Origin of the sequence: Gordonia lacunae (assembly GCF_002149015.1) — a bacterium.
Lineage (GTDB): Bacteria > Actinomycetota > Actinomycetes > Mycobacteriales > Mycobacteriaceae > Gordonia > Gordonia lacunae.
The window spans coordinates 74,713-90,727 of sequence record NZ_NGFO01000025.1 but is presented as its reverse complement, the minus strand read 5'-3'; the positions used below and the strand labels follow the sequence as shown (position 1 = coordinate 90,727).

At 67.0% G+C, this 16,015-nt stretch carries 17 protein-coding genes and 1 pseudogene; 14 read left to right on the top strand and 4 right to left on the bottom strand.

Going from position 1 to position 16,015, the window contains the following annotated elements; all coding sequences use genetic code 11:
* The 5 genes from CA982_RS26585 to CA982_RS19490 all read left to right on the top strand — a co-directional run.
* Window positions 1-528 (top strand): hypothetical protein (locus CA982_RS26585; protein ID WP_086536904.1); only part of this gene is annotated, 528 nt, incomplete at its 5' end.
* Window positions 525-1,061 (top strand): hypothetical protein, encoded by a 537-nt coding sequence (locus CA982_RS26415; protein WP_144066064.1) that lies wholly within the window; start codon window positions 525-527, stop codon window positions 1,059-1,061. The genes CA982_RS26585 and CA982_RS26415, both read left to right, overlap by 4 nt.
* Before the next feature lie 579 nt (window positions 1,062-1,640).
* Window positions 1,641-2,096 carry a DUF6924 domain-containing protein gene (locus tag CA982_RS19495; protein ID WP_086536902.1) on the top strand — a complete coding sequence of 152 codons (456 nt, stop codon included), beginning with the start codon at window positions 1,641-1,643 and terminating at the stop codon, window positions 2,094-2,096.
* Window positions 2,097-2,285: 189 nt separating this feature from the next.
* The gene (locus CA982_RS26410; RefSeq protein WP_144066063.1) at window positions 2,286-2,924 is read left to right on the top strand and encodes a hypothetical protein; all 639 of its coding nucleotides are present in this window, start codon (window positions 2,286-2,288) and stop codon (window positions 2,922-2,924) included.
* A gap of 369 nt (window positions 2,925-3,293) precedes the next feature.
* Window positions 3,294-3,521, top strand: coding sequence for a hypothetical protein (locus CA982_RS19490; RefSeq protein WP_086536901.1), 228 nt, complete (start codon window positions 3,294-3,296; stop codon window positions 3,519-3,521).
* Between the two features lie 60 nt (window positions 3,522-3,581).
* Here the strand turns inward: CA982_RS19490 and CA982_RS19485 are convergent, their stop codons facing one another.
* Window positions 3,582-3,875 carry a hypothetical protein gene (locus CA982_RS19485; protein WP_086536900.1) on the bottom strand — a complete coding sequence of 98 codons (294 nt, stop codon included), beginning with the start codon at window positions 3,873-3,875 and terminating at the stop codon, window positions 3,582-3,584.
* 92 nt (window positions 3,876-3,967) lie between these two features.
* Window positions 3,968-6,565: an aconitate hydratase AcnA gene (acnA, locus tag CA982_RS19480; RefSeq protein ID WP_086536899.1), complete on the bottom strand. Its 2,598-nt coding sequence runs from the start codon at window positions 6,563-6,565 to the stop codon at window positions 3,968-3,970.
* A 107-nt stretch (window positions 6,566-6,672) separates the two neighbouring features.
* Here acnA and CA982_RS19475 point away from each other — a divergent pair, with 107 nt between their 5' ends.
* The 7 genes and pseudogenes from CA982_RS19475 to CA982_RS19445 all read left to right on the top strand — a co-directional run.
* Window positions 6,673-7,353, top strand: coding sequence for a GntR family transcriptional regulator (locus tag CA982_RS19475; RefSeq protein ID WP_086536898.1), 681 nt, complete (start codon window positions 6,673-6,675; stop codon window positions 7,351-7,353).
* Window positions 7,354-7,690: 337 nt separating this feature from the next.
* Window positions 7,691-8,734 carry a Bug family tripartite tricarboxylate transporter substrate binding protein gene (locus tag CA982_RS19470; protein ID WP_086536897.1) on the top strand — a complete coding sequence of 348 codons (1,044 nt, stop codon included), beginning with the start codon at window positions 7,691-7,693 and terminating at the stop codon, window positions 8,732-8,734.
* Between the two features lie 62 nt (window positions 8,735-8,796).
* Window positions 8,797-9,195 carry a universal stress protein gene (locus tag CA982_RS19465; RefSeq protein ID WP_086536896.1) on the top strand — a complete coding sequence of 133 codons (399 nt, stop codon included), beginning with the start codon at window positions 8,797-8,799 and terminating at the stop codon, window positions 9,193-9,195.
* On the top strand, window positions 9,185-9,748 hold the full coding sequence (locus CA982_RS19460; protein WP_086536895.1) for a tripartite tricarboxylate transporter TctB family protein: 564 nt from the start codon (window positions 9,185-9,187) through the stop codon (window positions 9,746-9,748). Before CA982_RS19465 ends, CA982_RS19460 begins: the two co-directional genes overlap by 11 nt.
* Window positions 9,748-11,253, top strand: a complete 1,506-nt coding sequence (locus CA982_RS19455) for a tripartite tricarboxylate transporter permease (protein ID WP_086536894.1) — start codon at window positions 9,748-9,750, stop codon at window positions 11,251-11,253. The genes CA982_RS19460 and CA982_RS19455 overlap by 1 nt, the downstream gene beginning before the upstream one ends.
* 54 nt (window positions 11,254-11,307) lie before the next feature.
* Window positions 11,308-11,979, top strand: a complete 672-nt coding sequence (locus CA982_RS19450) for an RraA family protein (protein ID WP_086536893.1) — start codon at window positions 11,308-11,310, stop codon at window positions 11,977-11,979.
* Between the two features lie 215 nt (window positions 11,980-12,194).
* Window positions 12,195-12,341, top strand: a pseudogene (locus CA982_RS19445) (alpha/beta hydrolase); the annotation flags it as partial.
* 13 nt (window positions 12,342-12,354) lie between these two features.
* Here CA982_RS19445 and CA982_RS19440 read toward each other — a convergent pair.
* Both CA982_RS19440 and CA982_RS19435 read right to left on the bottom strand, forming a co-directional pair.
* Complete coding sequence (locus CA982_RS19440; RefSeq protein ID WP_086536891.1) at window positions 12,355-12,630, bottom strand: hypothetical protein; 276 nt, start codon at window positions 12,628-12,630, stop codon at window positions 12,355-12,357.
* 79 nt (window positions 12,631-12,709) lie between these two features.
* Window positions 12,710-13,705, bottom strand: a complete 996-nt coding sequence (locus CA982_RS19435; RefSeq protein WP_086536890.1) for a stage II sporulation protein M — start codon at window positions 13,703-13,705, stop codon at window positions 12,710-12,712.
* A 111-nt stretch (window positions 13,706-13,816) separates the two neighbouring features.
* Between CA982_RS19435 and CA982_RS19430 the strand changes: the two genes are divergently transcribed.
* Both CA982_RS19430 and CA982_RS19425 read left to right on the top strand, forming a co-directional pair.
* On the top strand, window positions 13,817-14,701 hold the full coding sequence (locus CA982_RS19430) for an RDD family protein (RefSeq protein ID WP_244176388.1): 885 nt from the start codon (window positions 13,817-13,819) through the stop codon (window positions 14,699-14,701).
* 48 nt (window positions 14,702-14,749) lie between these two features.
* On the top strand, window positions 14,750-15,994 hold the full coding sequence (locus CA982_RS19425; protein WP_244176387.1) for a lipase family protein: 1,245 nt from the start codon (window positions 14,750-14,752) through the stop codon (window positions 15,992-15,994).
* The last annotated feature ends 21 nt before the right edge of the window (window positions 15,995-16,015 follow it).

Sequence of the window (16,015 nt, the reverse complement as noted above, 5' to 3'; positions counted from 1 at the left end):
CCCCTCACTCCCACCACCCCACTCCAAAAAGCACTCCCACCCCAGAGCCCCCAACTCACCAACATCCTCAACAACGTCACACCCGACGCAGATTCGTATCCACTCAATGGAGTCGGCGGGTCGATCGCCGCGCTCGAGGACGTCCTCGACCTCAAGACACCCGGCGGCCTCATCGACGGACTCGCTCTCAACTACCCCGGCTCCAACCACAGCCCGCTAGAGGCCTTCGTACTGCGATTCACCACCCCCGACGTCGGACGCATCCCCAACGGACCCCTCACCAACCAGCTACTCACCCCCGGCGGCCTCGACGGCATCGAAGGGCTTCTGCCCTGGGGCTCCGGCACCCCCTGGACATACCCCTTCACCGGCACCGGCTTCACCGCCAGCCCCACCCACATCACCCCCGAATACATCCTCCGCGAGGCTACGATGGATGCAGGGGCGCAACTGGTGAAAATCGCCACCGACGGCACCGAAACCATCCTCCGCACCCTCACAGAAGCAGGCGATTGGGTGACACCATGACGACACAGCAGACGTTCACACCAGCCACAACTCCGCGGCCGGAAGTACTGCGGCCGGGAGGCTACTTCGTCACCCTCAACGGCCAGGAGTATCGGTCGGTGGTCTGGCGTAACGGTAACGCCGTCGTTCAAGTCAGGCCTGGCCAAACTCCGCCCGGCCCAGGGTTCGAGACCGACCCGTCTGGGTGGTCGAAGAAGCTGTACCCCAAACGCAAACTCGGCCGGGTGTTCTACCGCGACACCTTCGTCGTATGGCGAGGCAACTGGTGGTTTGTCCCAAAGATCTTGCCCGACCGGTTTACCCTCGACTGCAAGCTCCACAGCGGCAACACTTCGGTCACCGAACTCAGAAAAGACCCCCACACCTGGGAAGGCGACGACCAATTCGACTTCTGGGCGCGGCTGACCCTCGACGACATCGACACTCTCGTCATCAACGAAACCGAAATCCACAACGGGCGCAAAGACGAATCCACCACCCGCCGCATCTACACCTGGAACAAACCAGCCACCAAAGGCCCCGAAACGACCTAGATCACCGGCGGTACACCAGCTCCCGCTGTAAGTGGAAAATCCGTTGCCGCACGCGCCATCACAGGATCGTGATCCTGCGACACCCATTACCTCGACACATCGAACGACCTGTGAACGGCACAACTCGTCGAGACGCCGCCCCACTGCTGGGCACACCGACACGGATTGCCGGGCGACACTCAACGCGTGTATCGGCGGCCCGCAGGCATCCCGCCCAACCTCAAAGTCTCGCCGCTGGCACGTGACCCATGCGTTCATTCGCGCCGAGTATGCGATGTACCTTTCGGACAACCAGAAGTCATGTCCCGTCACCAACGAAGTGCAGAACTTGCTCTGCTTCCTCGCCGAGGTCGACACGGCGCCCACAAGTGCATCCTCTGTCAGCGCCGTCAGCGCCGGTTATGACATTCGGCAACGATACCGATTTCCCCCCAGCACATTTCCCGTGCCGATAATAGATAATATGTCAAGTAAACTTGACATAGGGCCGAGGCGGCGGCCCCGCTGCCCTATTCGGCGCCATAGCTGCGTCTAGCATCCGCACGAGTCCATCGCACACACCCTGTAGGAGATGCGCTCGTGACGTTGTACGTTCCGCCCTCGCCCAGTGGCGCGGTAGTCATCAGGACAGACTTCTCCACCGTCGAAGACACCTGGCGGAACATTCTGCTCGCAACGTCCGAACCGATCTACCTCGACGGTGCCGAAGGCCCCCTGTCTATCGAGGCCCTGTTCATCAACAGCACTACCTACGAGGGTGCTACGCCTGCCGACATTGCGAACGCAGAGTCCGAAGACCTCCCCAGGGTGGCAGCTCTCGCCGACTCCGAGACGTTTTCTGGGCGCAAACCGGTGACGTTCGCCGCTGTGGACATGGCGTCGAAATCCGGCCGGACGTTTCGGTTTCGCGTCGAAGAACTGTGGTTGGTAGTCACCAACCTCACAGAAGGGAACCTCACCTTCGGTGAGCTTTTCGATCAAGCAGTAGACGGCGTCCTTTCCTCACACCCGTTGTCACCGAAATACACGCTCTAACAGCCACACCGCGACGGCATCGGCCGCCAGTCGAGGCCTATAGTTGCCTACCGGCCCGCAGAGGGACGGTAGCGGTATCGCGCAGGCACCTCCGCCAGCGTCACAGTCCGACGGCCCAGGACGCTCTCGGCGGCACCCGGATGTGGCGCCCGCCGGAACAACTCACCCCAGACGCGCTACGTTCCGTCAGTGAATCAAGACGCAAGTGGATCGTCAGTGCCGACCGCATTGCGGTTCTCGGTTCCGTTCGCGGCGCTTGGCCTCGCACTGGGCGTTCTAGCGGCCGTTGGATGGCGCTACACCGTTCCGCGTCTGATCTTCGATACCGCCCCGCCGCAGGTGCCAGAAGGCAAAATTGGGTACATGCTTGTGGTCAACTCACTGGAGTGGGTGACCGGGCCGACATGGTGGCCGGCTTTCGCGCTGTTACCCGCTATGGGTTTAGCTACCGGACTCATCGTCGGGATTCTGGTCGGGCGTTGCGTGCGAGGTCTCAGTGCCCGCCTAAGGGCCGCCGCAGCGGTGCTGGGGTGCGGCGTCGTCGGTGCGCTCACAGGTCTGGCCGGTGCAGTGTTCGCTCAGCGGGAGCAGCCCAGGATCGGGTTTATCAACGCCGATGGACCACCCTCGATCGACTACAACAACCTCGACGGCCACCCGCTGGTGCACGGCGCGCCGCCACTATGGGATCTCAGTCCGACGTACCTAACGTTTCCCGTGGTCGGCTTCGTAGTCGGGGTTGCAACCGCCACGATCGCCATTGGCACGCGACGTTTGCGACATCCCTCGTCAAAGAGGTTCCGTACCGACAAACCGCGGCCTAGGTGATCTGGCCCGAACACGACGCCCAACCCTGACTACTCGGACGTCGGCTCCCACATACATAGGCACGCCCAGTTCGTGACTCCATAGCGTTATGTCACTTGGTGTCGAATCGTACTCCACCCCAGTGGTGTTCGAGTTCCAGTAGTAAGTCCAATGTTCAGGTAGCCCGATTGCATATTGCATCAGATGTATCAAGATGGCGGTGTCAGTAAGGCATCAACGCCCGCGTACGGCACGCGAACCCCGTTCCCTGCCAGCAGCACTCGTACCAGGGGCACGAACCGTCGTGCCGGCTACCGCCGAGGCAATCTGCCCGCGGAGCGAAGTGCCGAGTGGGCCACCTGCTCAAGAAGATCGACGAGCGATATCAGGATGCGGCTGTCGACCCAGTTCGTCACACGCGAAGGCGTCACGATCCCGGAAGGCCCGTTTCCGAAGGACGCGCACATCCGGTTCGAACACGCCATGCAGGCAATGCCCTTCCCCACACCATTGCGTCAGAAACCATTCCGCGGCGGACCACCACCACCACCCGGCTCGCCGCGAAACTGGCGCGTCGGCGAGCGTGCCCGCAACCGGAAACAGCACGAAGCGGAGTAGGACGGCGAAAGTCAGGATTGCCTCGACAACCCACTGCCGACCTGACATCGCTTCCGCGACTTACACCGCCACCGCCGGGATGTCGGCCGCGTAGCGAATGACCGAGTCAACCCGGCCGAAGCGTCGTTCGATGATCACGATCGCCTCGGCGAGCTGGTTCGGGTCGTCGACGTCGGCGACGAGTGCCGCAGTGTGCCCGTTGTTGCCGAGCATGAACGGTAGGACCGCGGAGTACTGGCTGCTGACGACGGCCAACGGGATGTCGCGTCGGAACAGGTCGTACGCGTGGTCGATGGCTGCGGGGTGCTCGAGGACGACGAGCGGGACCGAGGTGATGTGCTTGTTCTTCTTCATGCTCCGAGAGTGAACCCGCAGGTTATGAGGGGGTTGACGGATCACTGTGAGTTCGCTGGCAGCTGGGGGTGCCGGCCGTCGGGTCGGCAAGGTCAGCTCGTGAGCTGTTCGTCCAGAATGCTCGGGATGACCCCGCCGCGTCGGAGGAGCCTACGGTCCAGATCGGTCTCCGCGGCGACCTCGGCGTCGAAGCGGAACTGGGTCCCGTCGACCCGCCGGACCACGACCGCCACCGTCCGGCGGTCGACGGCATCGGCGGTGCCGACGATGTGCAGCCGGTCTCCCGGCCGGAGGTCCTGCAGGCCGCCGTCCACGTGAGCGGGGATGAGCAACGGCAGGACGCCGACTCCGATCAGATTGGACCGGTGGATACGTTCGAAACTGCGCGCGAGCACGGCCCGCACTCCGAGTAGACGCACCAGCTTCGCCGCCCAGTCGCGCGAACTGCCCATGCCGTACCGTTCCCCGGCCACGATCACCACCGCGTCGCCGTCGTCGGCGTACCGGTCGGCGGCCTCCGGGAGGGACATGAGATCGCCCGTAGGGGCATGGATCGTGTGTGCGGGGGCGGCGTTCGGCGCGAGCGCGTTGCGGACGTTCTTGTTCTGGAATCCGCCCCGCAGCATGGCTTCCCAGTTGCCACGGCGGGACGCGTAGACGTTGAGGTCGTCCGGGGTCTCACCCCGCTCCACGAGGTATCGACCGGTCGGACTGTTCGGTTTGATCGCCCCGGCCGGGGAGATGTGGTCGGTGGTGATGTCGTCGCCGAGCACGAGCAAGGGATCCGCGGTGTACTCGCCGAGCACCGTGTGCGCGTAGCCGTCATCGGCAAAAGGAGGACGCCGCAGGGCCGTCGACGACGGGTCCCAGGGAAACAGCGGCCCATCCGGCACATCGAGTGCTTCCCAAGCGGGATTGCGGGACGCCGAGACGAAGTCGTCGACGACATCGCGCGGACGCCGCGCTGCATCGGTGAGCGCGTCGACCTCCTCCGGGGCGGGCCACAGATCAGCGAGCATCACGTCGCGTCCGTCGGCGTCGACGCCGATCGGTTCCGAACTGGGATCCATGGCCGCATCACCCGCGAGCGCGAAGACGATCACCATCGGCGGCGACATCAGCAGACCCAGTTCGAGGTCCGGGTGGACGCGGCCGGGGAAGTTGCGGTTGCCGCTGAGGACCGCCACCGGTTTCCGCGTACGCGCCTCGGCCACCGCGGTGATCTCCGCCGGCAACGGACCCGAGTTGCCGATGCAGGTGGCACAACCGAATCCGACGATGTCGAACCCGACGGCGGACAGGTCGTCGACGAGACCGGCTCGTTCGAGCACGCCGGCAGCAGAGGGTGAACCCGGCGCGAGGGAGGTCTTCACATACCCCGGCACCCGCATCCCTCGCTCCCGTGCGCGGCGGGCGACGAGGCCCGCGGCGATGAGGAGGCGCGGATCGGAAGTGTTGGTACAGCTCGTGATCGACGCGACGGCGATCGGGAAGGCGGGCATGTCGGTGTCGTCGTCACACCCCGAAGGTTCCTCGGCGCGGAAGGTCGCCGGCAGATCGGTCAGCGGCACGAGATCCTGCGGTCGGCGCGGACCGGCCACCGAGGGGACCACGGCGTCCAGGTCGATGTCGACCGTGCGGGTGAATCGCGGTACGGCGTCGGGGTCGAACCAGAGCCCGAGACGTCGTGTCACCGACTCGACGAGATCGCAGTGCTCTGCCGAACGTCCGGTGCCGGCCAGGTAGTCGACGGTCTGTGCGTCGACGGGGAAGAAGCCGGTGGTGGCACCGTATTCCGGCGCCATGTTGGCGATCACCGCCCGCTCACCGACCGTCAGTGCCGATACGCCCGGGCCGAAGAACTCGACGAACTCTCCAGTGACCCCGATCTCGCGCAGACGGTGGGTGACCACCAGCGCGAGATCCGTGGCCAGCACGCCCGCGGGGAGCGCCCCGGTGAGGCGCACGCCGACCACCTCGGGGATCCGCAACGTGGTCGGCATGCCGAACATCACTGTCTCGGCCTCCAAACCTCCTATGCCCCAACCCAGTACGCCGAGTCCGTTGATCATGGGCGTGTGACTGTCGGTGCCGAGCATCATGTCGGGAACGGCGTGGTCGACGCCGTCGACCGTCTCCACCGTCACCACGGTGGCGAGTTGTTCGAGATTGATCGTGTGCATGATCCCGGTGCCCGGCGGGTTGATGTGCACGGTGTCCATCGTCTTCGACGCCCAGGCCAGAAAGCGATACCGTTCCGCGTTGCGGCGCATGTCGTGGGCGAGGTTGACGACGGCGGCATCGCGACGCCCGAACGACTCGACCGCGAGGGAATGGTCCACCGACACCTCCACCGGCAGGCGCGGGCTCAACGCCGTCGGATCCCCACCCCGGGCGGCAACCGCGTCCCGCATCGCGGCGATGTCGACCAGGGCAGGCGTGCTGGTGGTGTCGTGCATCAGCAACCGGCCCGGCACGTAGGGGATCTCGGCATCGCTGGTGCCGGCACGGAGCCACCGAGCCATGTCATCGAGCGCTCGGTCACGCGTCTCGGCGTCGGCATGGCGACTCACGTTCTCGGCGAGTAGGCGGATCACCGTGGGCCACTGTCGGTACACGCCGGCCCCGACCCGCCGCACGACGTCGACCACCGGCAGATCGGACCGACCGCGGTGATCAGCTCTACTCATGCGACCAGCATAGGTTATAACCTATAACTTGCACCACCGATGCTATCATTTCCGCGTCCGGTCAGCGCCGGACGTCGACACCCATGACCACTGCCGGGAGGCCCGCCATGACGACACCCGGCGGGATGTTCACCAAGAACGACTACGCATACGTCGAACTCCAGCGACGGATCCTCACCGGCGTTCTGCCGGCCGGCGCGGTGATCCCCCAGGCGAGACTCGCGGCTGAGATCGGCGTCAGCACGACCCCTCTTCGCGAGGCGATCCGCCGGCTGTCCGCCGAGGGCATGGTCGAACTCGAGGCTCACCGAGATGCTCGGGTGACCCCGGTGTCCGCCGACGAGGCGCGGAACCTTTATCAGGTGCGCGAGAATCTCGATCCGCTCGCGGCGGCGCTCGCCGCACGGACACGGACAGCGGCCGACATCGCAGCCATCAGCGACGCCTTCGATCGCCTGTCACCCATCGCCAGCGCATCCGATCTCGACGCCCTTGTCCGACACCGGGAATTCCATCGTTCGGTGTACCGCGCGTCGGGCAATCCCGTCCTGATCGACATCCTCGAACGGCTCTGGGACAAAGCGGATCGCTACCGGGTCATCGGCCTCTCCCACCGAGGTGACACTCCCGGCGACCGGTCGCGGGTCACCGCCGAGCACCAGGCGATCATGGCGGCCGTCGCCGACGGCGACGCCGACCGCGCGGACGCGGTGATGCGCGAACACATTGCCAACAGCCTGGGGCGTCGCGCCATCGACGCGCTCGCCGAGGATCCTGTCGCCGGCTGACGAGCCGCACCACCGGTCAGGGCACTGTGGTCTGCATCACTGTCATAGGTTATAATCTATAACCATGCGCGTCGCCGACCGAGAATGAAGACCGAATGACCACACCCTCCGGTGCCGTTGAGTCGGCCCGACAAGACACCGACCCCCGACATCACCAGAGAGCGCGAAAAGCGCAAAACGATACTTATGCGCCAAAGCGTGATTGTGATGCCCGTTACGCCAACACTTCTGAGATGACCACCGATGTGGTCGTCCTCACATCCGCCTCAGAATCGAGCCAGACAATGCCGCCAGCACTCGGCCTCGGCATCCGACCCCGACCGAAAACGAGGACCGCATGACCGCACCCTCCGGTGCCGACGAACCGGCCGAGACATCACCGCCACCGTCCACACCGAGGCGTCTACCCACCCTCGTCAAGGCTCTCGGCGCACTGGTGGCCGCGGCGATCGTCGCCGTCGGGATCATCGACGCGGCCGGGAGCGAGGGCGGCGCCGACGCACGGTCGCAACTGACTCTGATCGCGCCCGCCGCCGCGGGTGGCGGCTGGGACGGTGCGGCGCGTGAGATGCAGCAGGCGCTGCGCGCGCAGAACATCGTCAACAACTCGCAGGTCGTGAACATCCCCGGCGCCGGCGGCACCATCGGACTCAGCCAGTTCGCCGGGATGTCCGGCGACGCCACCACGATCATGGTCATGGGCATCACGATGCTGGGCGCGATCAACATCAACGGGTCCGATGTGGATCTCGGCGACGTCACCCCGATCGCACGCCTCGCCGACGACTACGACGTGGTCGTCGTCCCGGCGGATTCCCCGATCACCAGCGTCGACGAGCTGCTGGCCGCGTGGAAGAAGGACCCGAAGGGATTCACGTTCGGGGGCGGGTCGCTGGGCAGCGTCGATCAGATGATCATCAGCCAGATGGCCCGCGAGAACGGCGTGGACCCCGCAGCGGTCAACTACATCGCCTACTCGGGCGGCGGCGAACTCGCGACCTCGCTGATGTCCGGGACCATCAAGGCCTCGGTCAGCGGTTACGAGGACTTCGTCGACCAGATCACCGCCGGAAACCTGCGCGCGCTGGCGATCTCGGCTCCCGCTCCGGTCCCGGGCATCGACCTGCCGACCTTGTCCGAACTGGGTCACGACGTCACCCTCACCAATTGGCGCGGAGTGGTCGCACCGCCGGGCATCACCGATGAGCAGCGAACCGAACTCGAGGCGATCGTCACCGAGGTCGTCGAGTCACCCGAGTGGCGAGATGCGCTGCAGCGCAACAACTGGTCCGACACGTTCACCCTGGGGAACGGATTCACCGAGGTCATCGACCAGCAGTCGGAATTCGTCCGCGGCATCTGGGCCGATCTCGGCTACTGACCCGCCTGAGTCGGGCCCGTACTGCACACAACCCCTGCCTCACACGACATCACGGAGACACCATGACCATCCTTGTCGCCTTCGCCCACACCCCCGAAGGTCGGGCGGCGCTCGAGCACGGCCGGCGCCTCGCGCGCAGCGAGACCTCTCAACTGATCGCCTTCGACATGGACACCCCCGCGGTCGACGACGACGGCGGAATCACCGAGCCCGACTTCGCCCGTGCCGGAAACGCGGTCGACGACATCGCGATTCGCTGGCTCGGCCATCGTCGCGAGGATTCCGATCCGGCCGCCGAACTCATCGACGTCTCCGAGGAGTTGTCCGCCGATCTCATCGTCGTCGGCCTGCGCCGACGATCTCGGGTGGGGAAGCTCCTACTCGGTTCGAACGCGCAGCGCATCCTCATCGACGCCGAGGTCCCGGTACTGGCAGTGAAGGCAGCCCACCATGACGACTGACAACGTAGCGGCCCAGTCCGCCGGCCCGCCGCTCGACGACGGTCCGGACCGCGAGCGCCGACCGCTCACCGGACGAAGCGGCCTGGTCGCCGCGTGTCTGATGCTGGCGCTCGCCGTCTACCTGACCGCCGGCATCATCGGCATGGACATCCCAGGCAGCGCAGCCACTCCCGGACCGGCGTTCTTCCCGATCATCCTGACGATCTGCGCCTACCTCGTCGCCGGTCTCCTCACCGTCCAGACGCTCCGTCACCCCGACGAGCCCGATCCCGACATCGTGCCACCGGCGACCGGCCGGTGGCGCACGCAGAGCGATTGGCGTGCAATGGGTCTCGTCCTCGCCGGACTCATCGCGTTCACCGTGCTGCTGATCCCCCTCGGCTGGATCCTGTCCGCCGCACTGTTGTTCTGGATCGTCGCCCACGCAATGGGTTCCACGCGCCCGATCCTCGACATCGGGGTGTCACTCGTCGTCTCCTGTGCGGTGCAGGCGTTCTTCTCGGCGGGCCTCGGGCTGAATCTGCCCGCCGGCATCCTGGGAGGGCTGTTCTGATGGACAACGTCTCACTTCTGCTGGAGGGCTTCTCGCAAGCGCTCACCCCGATGAACCTGCTCTGGGTCTTCATCGGCGCGTTGCTCGGCACCGCGGTGGGTGTGCTTCCGGGGCTCGGTTCGGCGATGGCCGTCGCGCTGTTGCTGCCGGTCACCTTCACCCTCGACCCCACCGCCGCGTTCATCATGTTCGCCGGCGTGTACTTCGGCGGTCTGTTCGGTGACTCGACCATGGGCATCCTGATGAACACGCCCGGCGGGTCCACCGCCATCGCGACATCATTCGAAGGACACCGGATGGCCAAGCGGGGGCGGGCCGCGCAGGCACTCGCCACCGCTGCCATCGGTGCCTTCATCGGCGGGATGATCGCGACGACCATCGTCGTGTTCTTCGCACCCAAGCTCGCCGATCTCGCCATCCAGTTCGGTCCCGCCGAGTACTTCGCCCTCGCCGTCTTCGCGTTCATCGCGATCGCCTCGGTCGTCTCCGACTCCGTCATCAAGGGCCTGACGGGCCTGCTCATCGGTCTGATCCTCGCGGTCGTCGGGATCGACGGGATCTCGGGCACGCAGCGTTTCACCATGGGCGCGCCCGAGTTGTTCGACGGGATCAGCATCATCGTGATCACCGTCGGCACCCTGGCCCTGGGTGAGGTCCTCTACGTGGCCTCCCGCATCCACCGCACGCGTGCCCCGGACGCGGACGCCGTCATCGGACGGCCCTTCCTCAAGCGCGCCGAGTTCCGTGAGGCGCTCCCGGCGTGGTTGCGCGGCACCGGTTTCGGTGTTCCCTTCGGCGTCATCCCGGTCGGCGGCGCGGAGGTGCCCACGTTCCTCGCCTACGGAACCGAGCGACGTCTCGACCGCAAGCGACCCGATCCCCAGTTCGGACAGGGCGCCATCCGCGGCGTCGCCGGACCGGAGGCGGCGGGCAACGCGACGTCGGGCACCGCGATGGGAGCCCTGCTCGCGATGGGCCTCCCCACGTCCGCCACCGCGGCGATCATGCTGGCCGCGTTCCAGCAGTACGGCCTACAGCCCGGCCCCCTGCTCTTCGAGCGCAACGCCGACCTCGTCTGGACACTCATCGCCAGCCTGTTCATCGGACTGGTCATGCTGCTGATCCTCAACATGCCGTTCGCCGCCATCTGGGCGAAGCTGCTGCTGATCCCCAGGCACTACCTCTACGCGGGGATCGCGGTGTTCTGCGTCCTCGGTGTCTATGCGACCTCGGCCGCGATCACCGACCTCATCCTGGTCATCGCCATCGCCTTCGTCGGATATCTGTTGCGCCGCTATGGTTTCCCGCTCGCCCCGGTCATGATCGGCGTCGTCCTCGGCCCGCTCGCCGAGACCAGCCTGCGCAACGCGATGATGTCGAGCGGCGGCGATCCGAGCGTACTGGTCGGCAGCGCGATCACCTGGGTCCTCTACGGCGTCCTCGCCGCCGTCGTCCTGTTCACCGCGTTCCGCCGCCTGCGGATGCGAACGCGCCAGGACACGTGATCCGACGCAGTACATCCCACTGTTCCGCCCGCTCTCACCGAAAGTCTGACGACAATGCGCACCGCCACCGACCGCGCTCTCATCCGTTCCCGGTTCCTCGCCGTGGACGTCGCGAATGTCGCCGACGTCCTCGACGACCTCGGCCACCGTCACCAGGCGCTCGCCACCGACGTCACGTGTGTGGCCGGGCGCGAGCGTCTGGCCGGGTGGGCGTTCACCATCTCGGGCGCGATGAGCGACACCCCGGGACGAGACCCGCTGAAAGCGCAGGCGTGCACTCAGATCGGCCCGGACGAGGTCTCCGTGTGGCAGGGGAACGGGAGCGGCGTCTGCTATTTCGGTGAACTCGTCGCGATCGGGATGATGCAGCGGGGTTCACCCGGTGCAGTGCTCGACGGCGGTGTGCGCGATCGGAAATGGCTCCACGAGCTCGGTTTCACGACGTTCTCCCGCTACCCGGCCGCAGTCCAGACCAGTGGCCGTTGGCGCGTCGACGCGTGGCAGCAACCCGTCACCCTGCCCGGTGCCTCCGGACAACCGGTCATCATCGAGCCCGGGGACTTCGTCCTCGGTGACGACGACGGGGTCATGGTCATTCCCGCCGGGATCGTCGACGTCGTGCTCGAGGCAGCTGAGACCATGACGGACAAGGAGATCGACGTCCGCGCCGCGATCCGCGACGGCATGACGCTCGCCGACGCGATGACGGAGTTCGGCCGGATCTGAACTCGCGTCACCCCGCCCCCTGAGGAGCGAGCTTGCGACGTCACCCCGCCCCCTGAGGAGCGAGCTTCACGAAGGGTCCTGGTGAGATGCGTGGCGGACCCTTCGCGACGCGCCCTCCGCAAGCTCCGGCCGCTCCTCAGGGAGCAGGGGTGACGCGCCCTCCGCAAGCTCCGGCCGCTCCTCAGGAAGCAGAAGTAGACGCCGCGCCTCCGCAAGCTCCGGGTGTCCGGGTTCCCACCCTGTTCGTCGAGCTCACCGGCGACCAGGCGTGCTTCCCCGAGGATGCGGTCGCGATGGTGAACGCCAGCCTGGCCGCGGCCGAGATCGGCGGGTGGCTCGCGCAGCGGTTCGCCCAGGACTGACCGCGGCCCGCAGTCACTTCTTCGCGAGCGCGGCCCGGTAGCCGAGGAAACCGAGGTAGCCGACCAGACCGACCACACCCAGGCGACGGGTCCGCGGGGACACCAGCGCGAGGCCGATGACGGTCTCGGAGGCACCGTTGCGGTAGGTCCAGGTGGTGGTGTCGTCGGGGAACACCGGGGCGGTGATCGGGGCGAACGCCTGCGGTACCACGAAGTGCGCGACGCCGGTGGCGGCGAGTCCCCCGCCCAGCAGCGAGACAGCGTCCAGTGATCCCTTGCGAGTGGCCATCAGAGTGTTCCCTTTCGTCGTCGTCGACTCTTCCGGAGATCGTAAGCGTCGACTCGGTGCGACCGAACCCCGAGAGGGGTCATCGCACCGTCGGTGCGGTCAGTCCGCGGTCGGCCTCTGCGAGATCACCCGTGTCGCCGTACTCGTACGCGCGCCGGCCCGCGACGAAGACGTACGCCATGAACAGTGACCAGGCCGTCACGCCGATCCCGATGCGCGCCCAGGTCGGCAGCGGGGACGGCGTGACGAACGCCTCGATCACCCCGCACAGCAACAGCACGACGACCAGACCCAGTGCCACGCCGATCGCCGCCCGGCCCTCTTCCCCGAGAGCCGTTGCACGCGTCCGATTTCCCGGGGACACCCAGGCCCAGAAGATCCGCAGCCCCACTCCCGCGGCGACGAACAGACAGGTCAACTCGAGCATCCCGTGCGGCAGGATCAGGCCGAAGAACAGGTCGCCACGACCGTGACGGATCATGATCGACGCCACGACCACCAGGTTCAGCACATTCGTGTAGAGCATCCAGACCACCGGGAAGCCGAACACGCCCAACGCGATACACAGTGCGGCGAGCCAGAAGTTGTTGGTCCACACGCGCGCGGCGAACGACGTCGCCTCGTATTCGCTGTAATAGCTCTCGAAATCGTTGGTGACTAGTCTCTCGATCTCGCCGGGTGATGCGAACGAGCTCTCGATCCGCGGATGGGCCAGAACCCACCACGTCATGATCACCGCTGCCCCGAGCGACCCGCCCATCACCGAGAGCCACCACCAGCGCATCCGGTACAAGGCGGCGGGGAACGACCTGGTGAAGAACTCGATGATCGTTGCCGGCGTGTTGACCCGGGTACCGGTCGCACGACCGCGGGCGCGAGCGAGCAGTGCCGACAGGTATGCGACGAGCGACGCATCGGGGGCGGTCGAGCGGATGACCGACAGGTGGGTGGCCACCCGCTGGTAGGTGTCGATCATCTCGTCGGCCTCGGCACCGGTGAGTCGGCGGCGTCGCGAGAGCGCGTCGAGCCGCTCCCACGTCGCGCGGTGCGCGGAGACATAGGCGTCGAGGTCCACGCGGCCAGCGTATCCGGCATTCTCGCGTCCGCTACGCGTGTCATTCAGCGGACGTCGGCGCTGTGTGTTCCCGGCGCCGTCGCCCGGTTCCGCGTCGTAGGGTGAGGCGTGATGTCTCATCCCGTGCCGCCGCGACCGCCCGCGGTCCCCGGTGCGCCCGTCGCCGGTCGTCCCGGCCCGGTGGCCTGGGGTGCCGGCGCCACGACGACGGTCGGCGTCGGACGCGACGACCTCGTCTCCGGCGAAGCGGTCGCACTCGCACTGCCTCCCGCGAACCTCGGCTACCGGATTCTCTCCGGCATCATCGACGTCCTGCTGGGGTTCGGACTGTGGTTGTTCCTGTGGTGGTTGTCGTTCAAGGTCGCCGGCGAGGTGAGCGAGGCATGGCGGGGAACCATCAACACGCTGATCCCGATCGTCGCCGTCGTCGCGCTCCCGACACTGCTGGAGACATTGACGCCGGGAAAGTCCGTGGGGCATCTCGCCCTCGGCCTGCGGACGGTCCGGGACGACGCCGGGCCGACGGGCTTCCGACACTCGCTGACCCGCGCCCTGATCGGCTTCGTCGAGCTCTACGCCTGCCTCGGGCTCCCCGCGCTGATCTCGGCGGCGATCTCGCGCCGGAACAAGCGCCTGGGTGATCTGCTCGCCGGGACCTACGTGATCCGCGACCGCCATCGGCTGGTCGACCCGGCACCCATCGACATGCCGCCGGGCCTGACGTCGTGGGCCGTCTCGGCCGACATGGCCGCACTCCCCGACCCCCTCGCCGTGATCATCCGCCAGTTCCTCAACGGCCGGCACGGCATGAAACCCGAACCGCGGGCGCACGCCGCCCGTCGGATCGTGTTCGGCGTCGCGCCGTTCGTCGCCCCCGCTCCCCCAGCCGGCGCACCGTTCGAGGACGTGTTGTCGGCGATCATGGCCGAGCGCCGGCGCCGCGACACCGAACGCCTGGCGCGCGAAGCGACGCTGCGGGAACGCCTGTTGCGATGATCGGCTCGGCTCGTCACGCGTGGTGACCGTGGCGGTTACGCTGCTGGAGTGACGGTGCCGACTTCTCACCCGCGGCCTACGAGACGAGCCGGCGGACGACGCCTGGCCAGCGGATTCCTCGCCGCCGGGATGGCCTGTGCCGCAGTCCTCGCGGGCGCCGGGCCGTCGTGGGCGACGCCGACCGGGGAGTCACCGGCTGTGCAGCGCGTGGTCCCCCGCATCATCGACACCGAGAGTGTGGACGACCGGACTGTCGCTCTGCCCCAAGCCGATTCGACGCTGCGCGTGCGATACACCTCGACATCCGTGCGCGGAGTGCCCACGGTGATGTCCGGTACCCTGCTCACACCGTCGACACCGCCCCCGGCCGGGGGCTGGCCTCTTGCCGTCTGGAACCACATGACAGTGGGCGCCGCCGACGACTGTGCTCCCTCCGCGGCACACGCCGGGCACCCCGAACTGCCTCGCATGGTCTCCGGTGACGCCATCGTCTCGCGCCTGCTCGACGCCGGATTCGTCGTCGCCCGACCGGACTTCGAGGGAATCGGCGAGCCGGGACCGCATCCCTACCTCATCGGGGATTCACTCGCGCGGTCGACGATCGACATGGCGCTCGCCACGGCCGATCACGACGCACGCATCGGTCGTGACGTCGTCGTCGCGGGCCACTCGGAGGGCGCCGTCGCCGCCCTGGCGGCCGCTGCCCGCCCGTCGTCGGAGTGGGGACGTCTACGGCTGCGCGCGGTGTCGGCGCTGGCACCGCCGACGCAGGTGGCCGACCTGCTCGACGCCGCATCCCACGTCCCGGTGGCCGGACCGGCTGTCAACGAACTCATGGGGTTGGCCGCGCTGATCGGAAGCGGCGCCGCCGCAGCGGATCCCGCATTCGACGAACTGATGGACAACGGCGGGCTCAGCAATGCGGCACGCGCACTCCGGCCGCAGGTGGAGACCCGCTGCTACGCGGACCTAACGGCACCGGACTCCTTCGGCGGTCTGGCACCGGCTCAACTCCTCGGCCCCCGCGGCGACGAGATGAAGCAGGCACTGACGACCATCCTGCGCTCCAACGATGTCGCGCGACTTCGCTTCTCACCCGACCTTCCGGTTCGGATCGACTCGGGCACCGTCGACACCGTGTCGCCGCAATTGCTGGTGTCCGGTTTGGCGCGGGACTACCGGCGTGCCGGAGTGCGCGTGACGTACGCCGACCGGTTCACCGGACATGCGGGCGTGGCCACCGACCGCGATACCGCGGCCGTCATCGCCCGCTGGCTTGTCAGCCAGATCTGAGACGCCGAGCAGGGCGATCCG

Excerpts from the sequence above, each read along its gene's own strand:
- CA982_RS19475 (WP_086536898.1), top strand. The coding sequence starts at position 6,673 with ATGACGACACCCGGCGGGATGTTCACCAAGAACGACTACGCATACGTC.
- CA982_RS19440 (WP_086536891.1), bottom strand. The coding sequence starts at position 12,630 with ATGGCCACTCGCAAGGGATCACTGGACGCTGTCTCGCTGCTGGGCGGG.
- CA982_RS19465 (WP_086536896.1), top strand. The coding sequence starts at position 8,797 with ATGACCATCCTTGTCGCCTTCGCCCACACCCCCGAAGGTCGGGCGGCG.
- CA982_RS26415 (WP_144066064.1), top strand. The coding sequence starts at position 525 with ATGACGACACAGCAGACGTTCACACCAGCCACAACTCCGCGGCCGGAA.
- CA982_RS19450 (WP_086536893.1), top strand. The coding sequence starts at position 11,308 with ATGCGCACCGCCACCGACCGCGCTCTCATCCGTTCCCGGTTCCTCGCC.
- CA982_RS19455 (WP_086536894.1), top strand. The coding sequence starts at position 9,748 with ATGGACAACGTCTCACTTCTGCTGGAGGGCTTCTCGCAAGCGCTCACC.
- CA982_RS19490 (WP_086536901.1), top strand. The coding sequence starts at position 3,294 with ATGCGGCTGTCGACCCAGTTCGTCACACGCGAAGGCGTCACGATCCCG.
- CA982_RS19430 (WP_244176388.1), top strand. The coding sequence starts at position 13,817 with ATGTCTCATCCCGTGCCGCCGCGACCGCCCGCGGTCCCCGGTGCGCCC.
- CA982_RS19470 (WP_086536897.1), top strand. The coding sequence starts at position 7,691 with ATGACCGCACCCTCCGGTGCCGACGAACCGGCCGAGACATCACCGCCA.
- CA982_RS19485 (WP_086536900.1), bottom strand. The coding sequence starts at position 3,875 with ATGAAGAAGAACAAGCACATCACCTCGGTCCCGCTCGTCGTCCTCGAG.
- acnA (WP_086536899.1), bottom strand. The coding sequence starts at position 6,565 with ATGAGTAGAGCTGATCACCGCGGTCGGTCCGATCTGCCGGTGGTCGAC.
- CA982_RS19460 (WP_086536895.1), top strand. The coding sequence starts at position 9,185 with ATGACGACTGACAACGTAGCGGCCCAGTCCGCCGGCCCGCCGCTCGAC.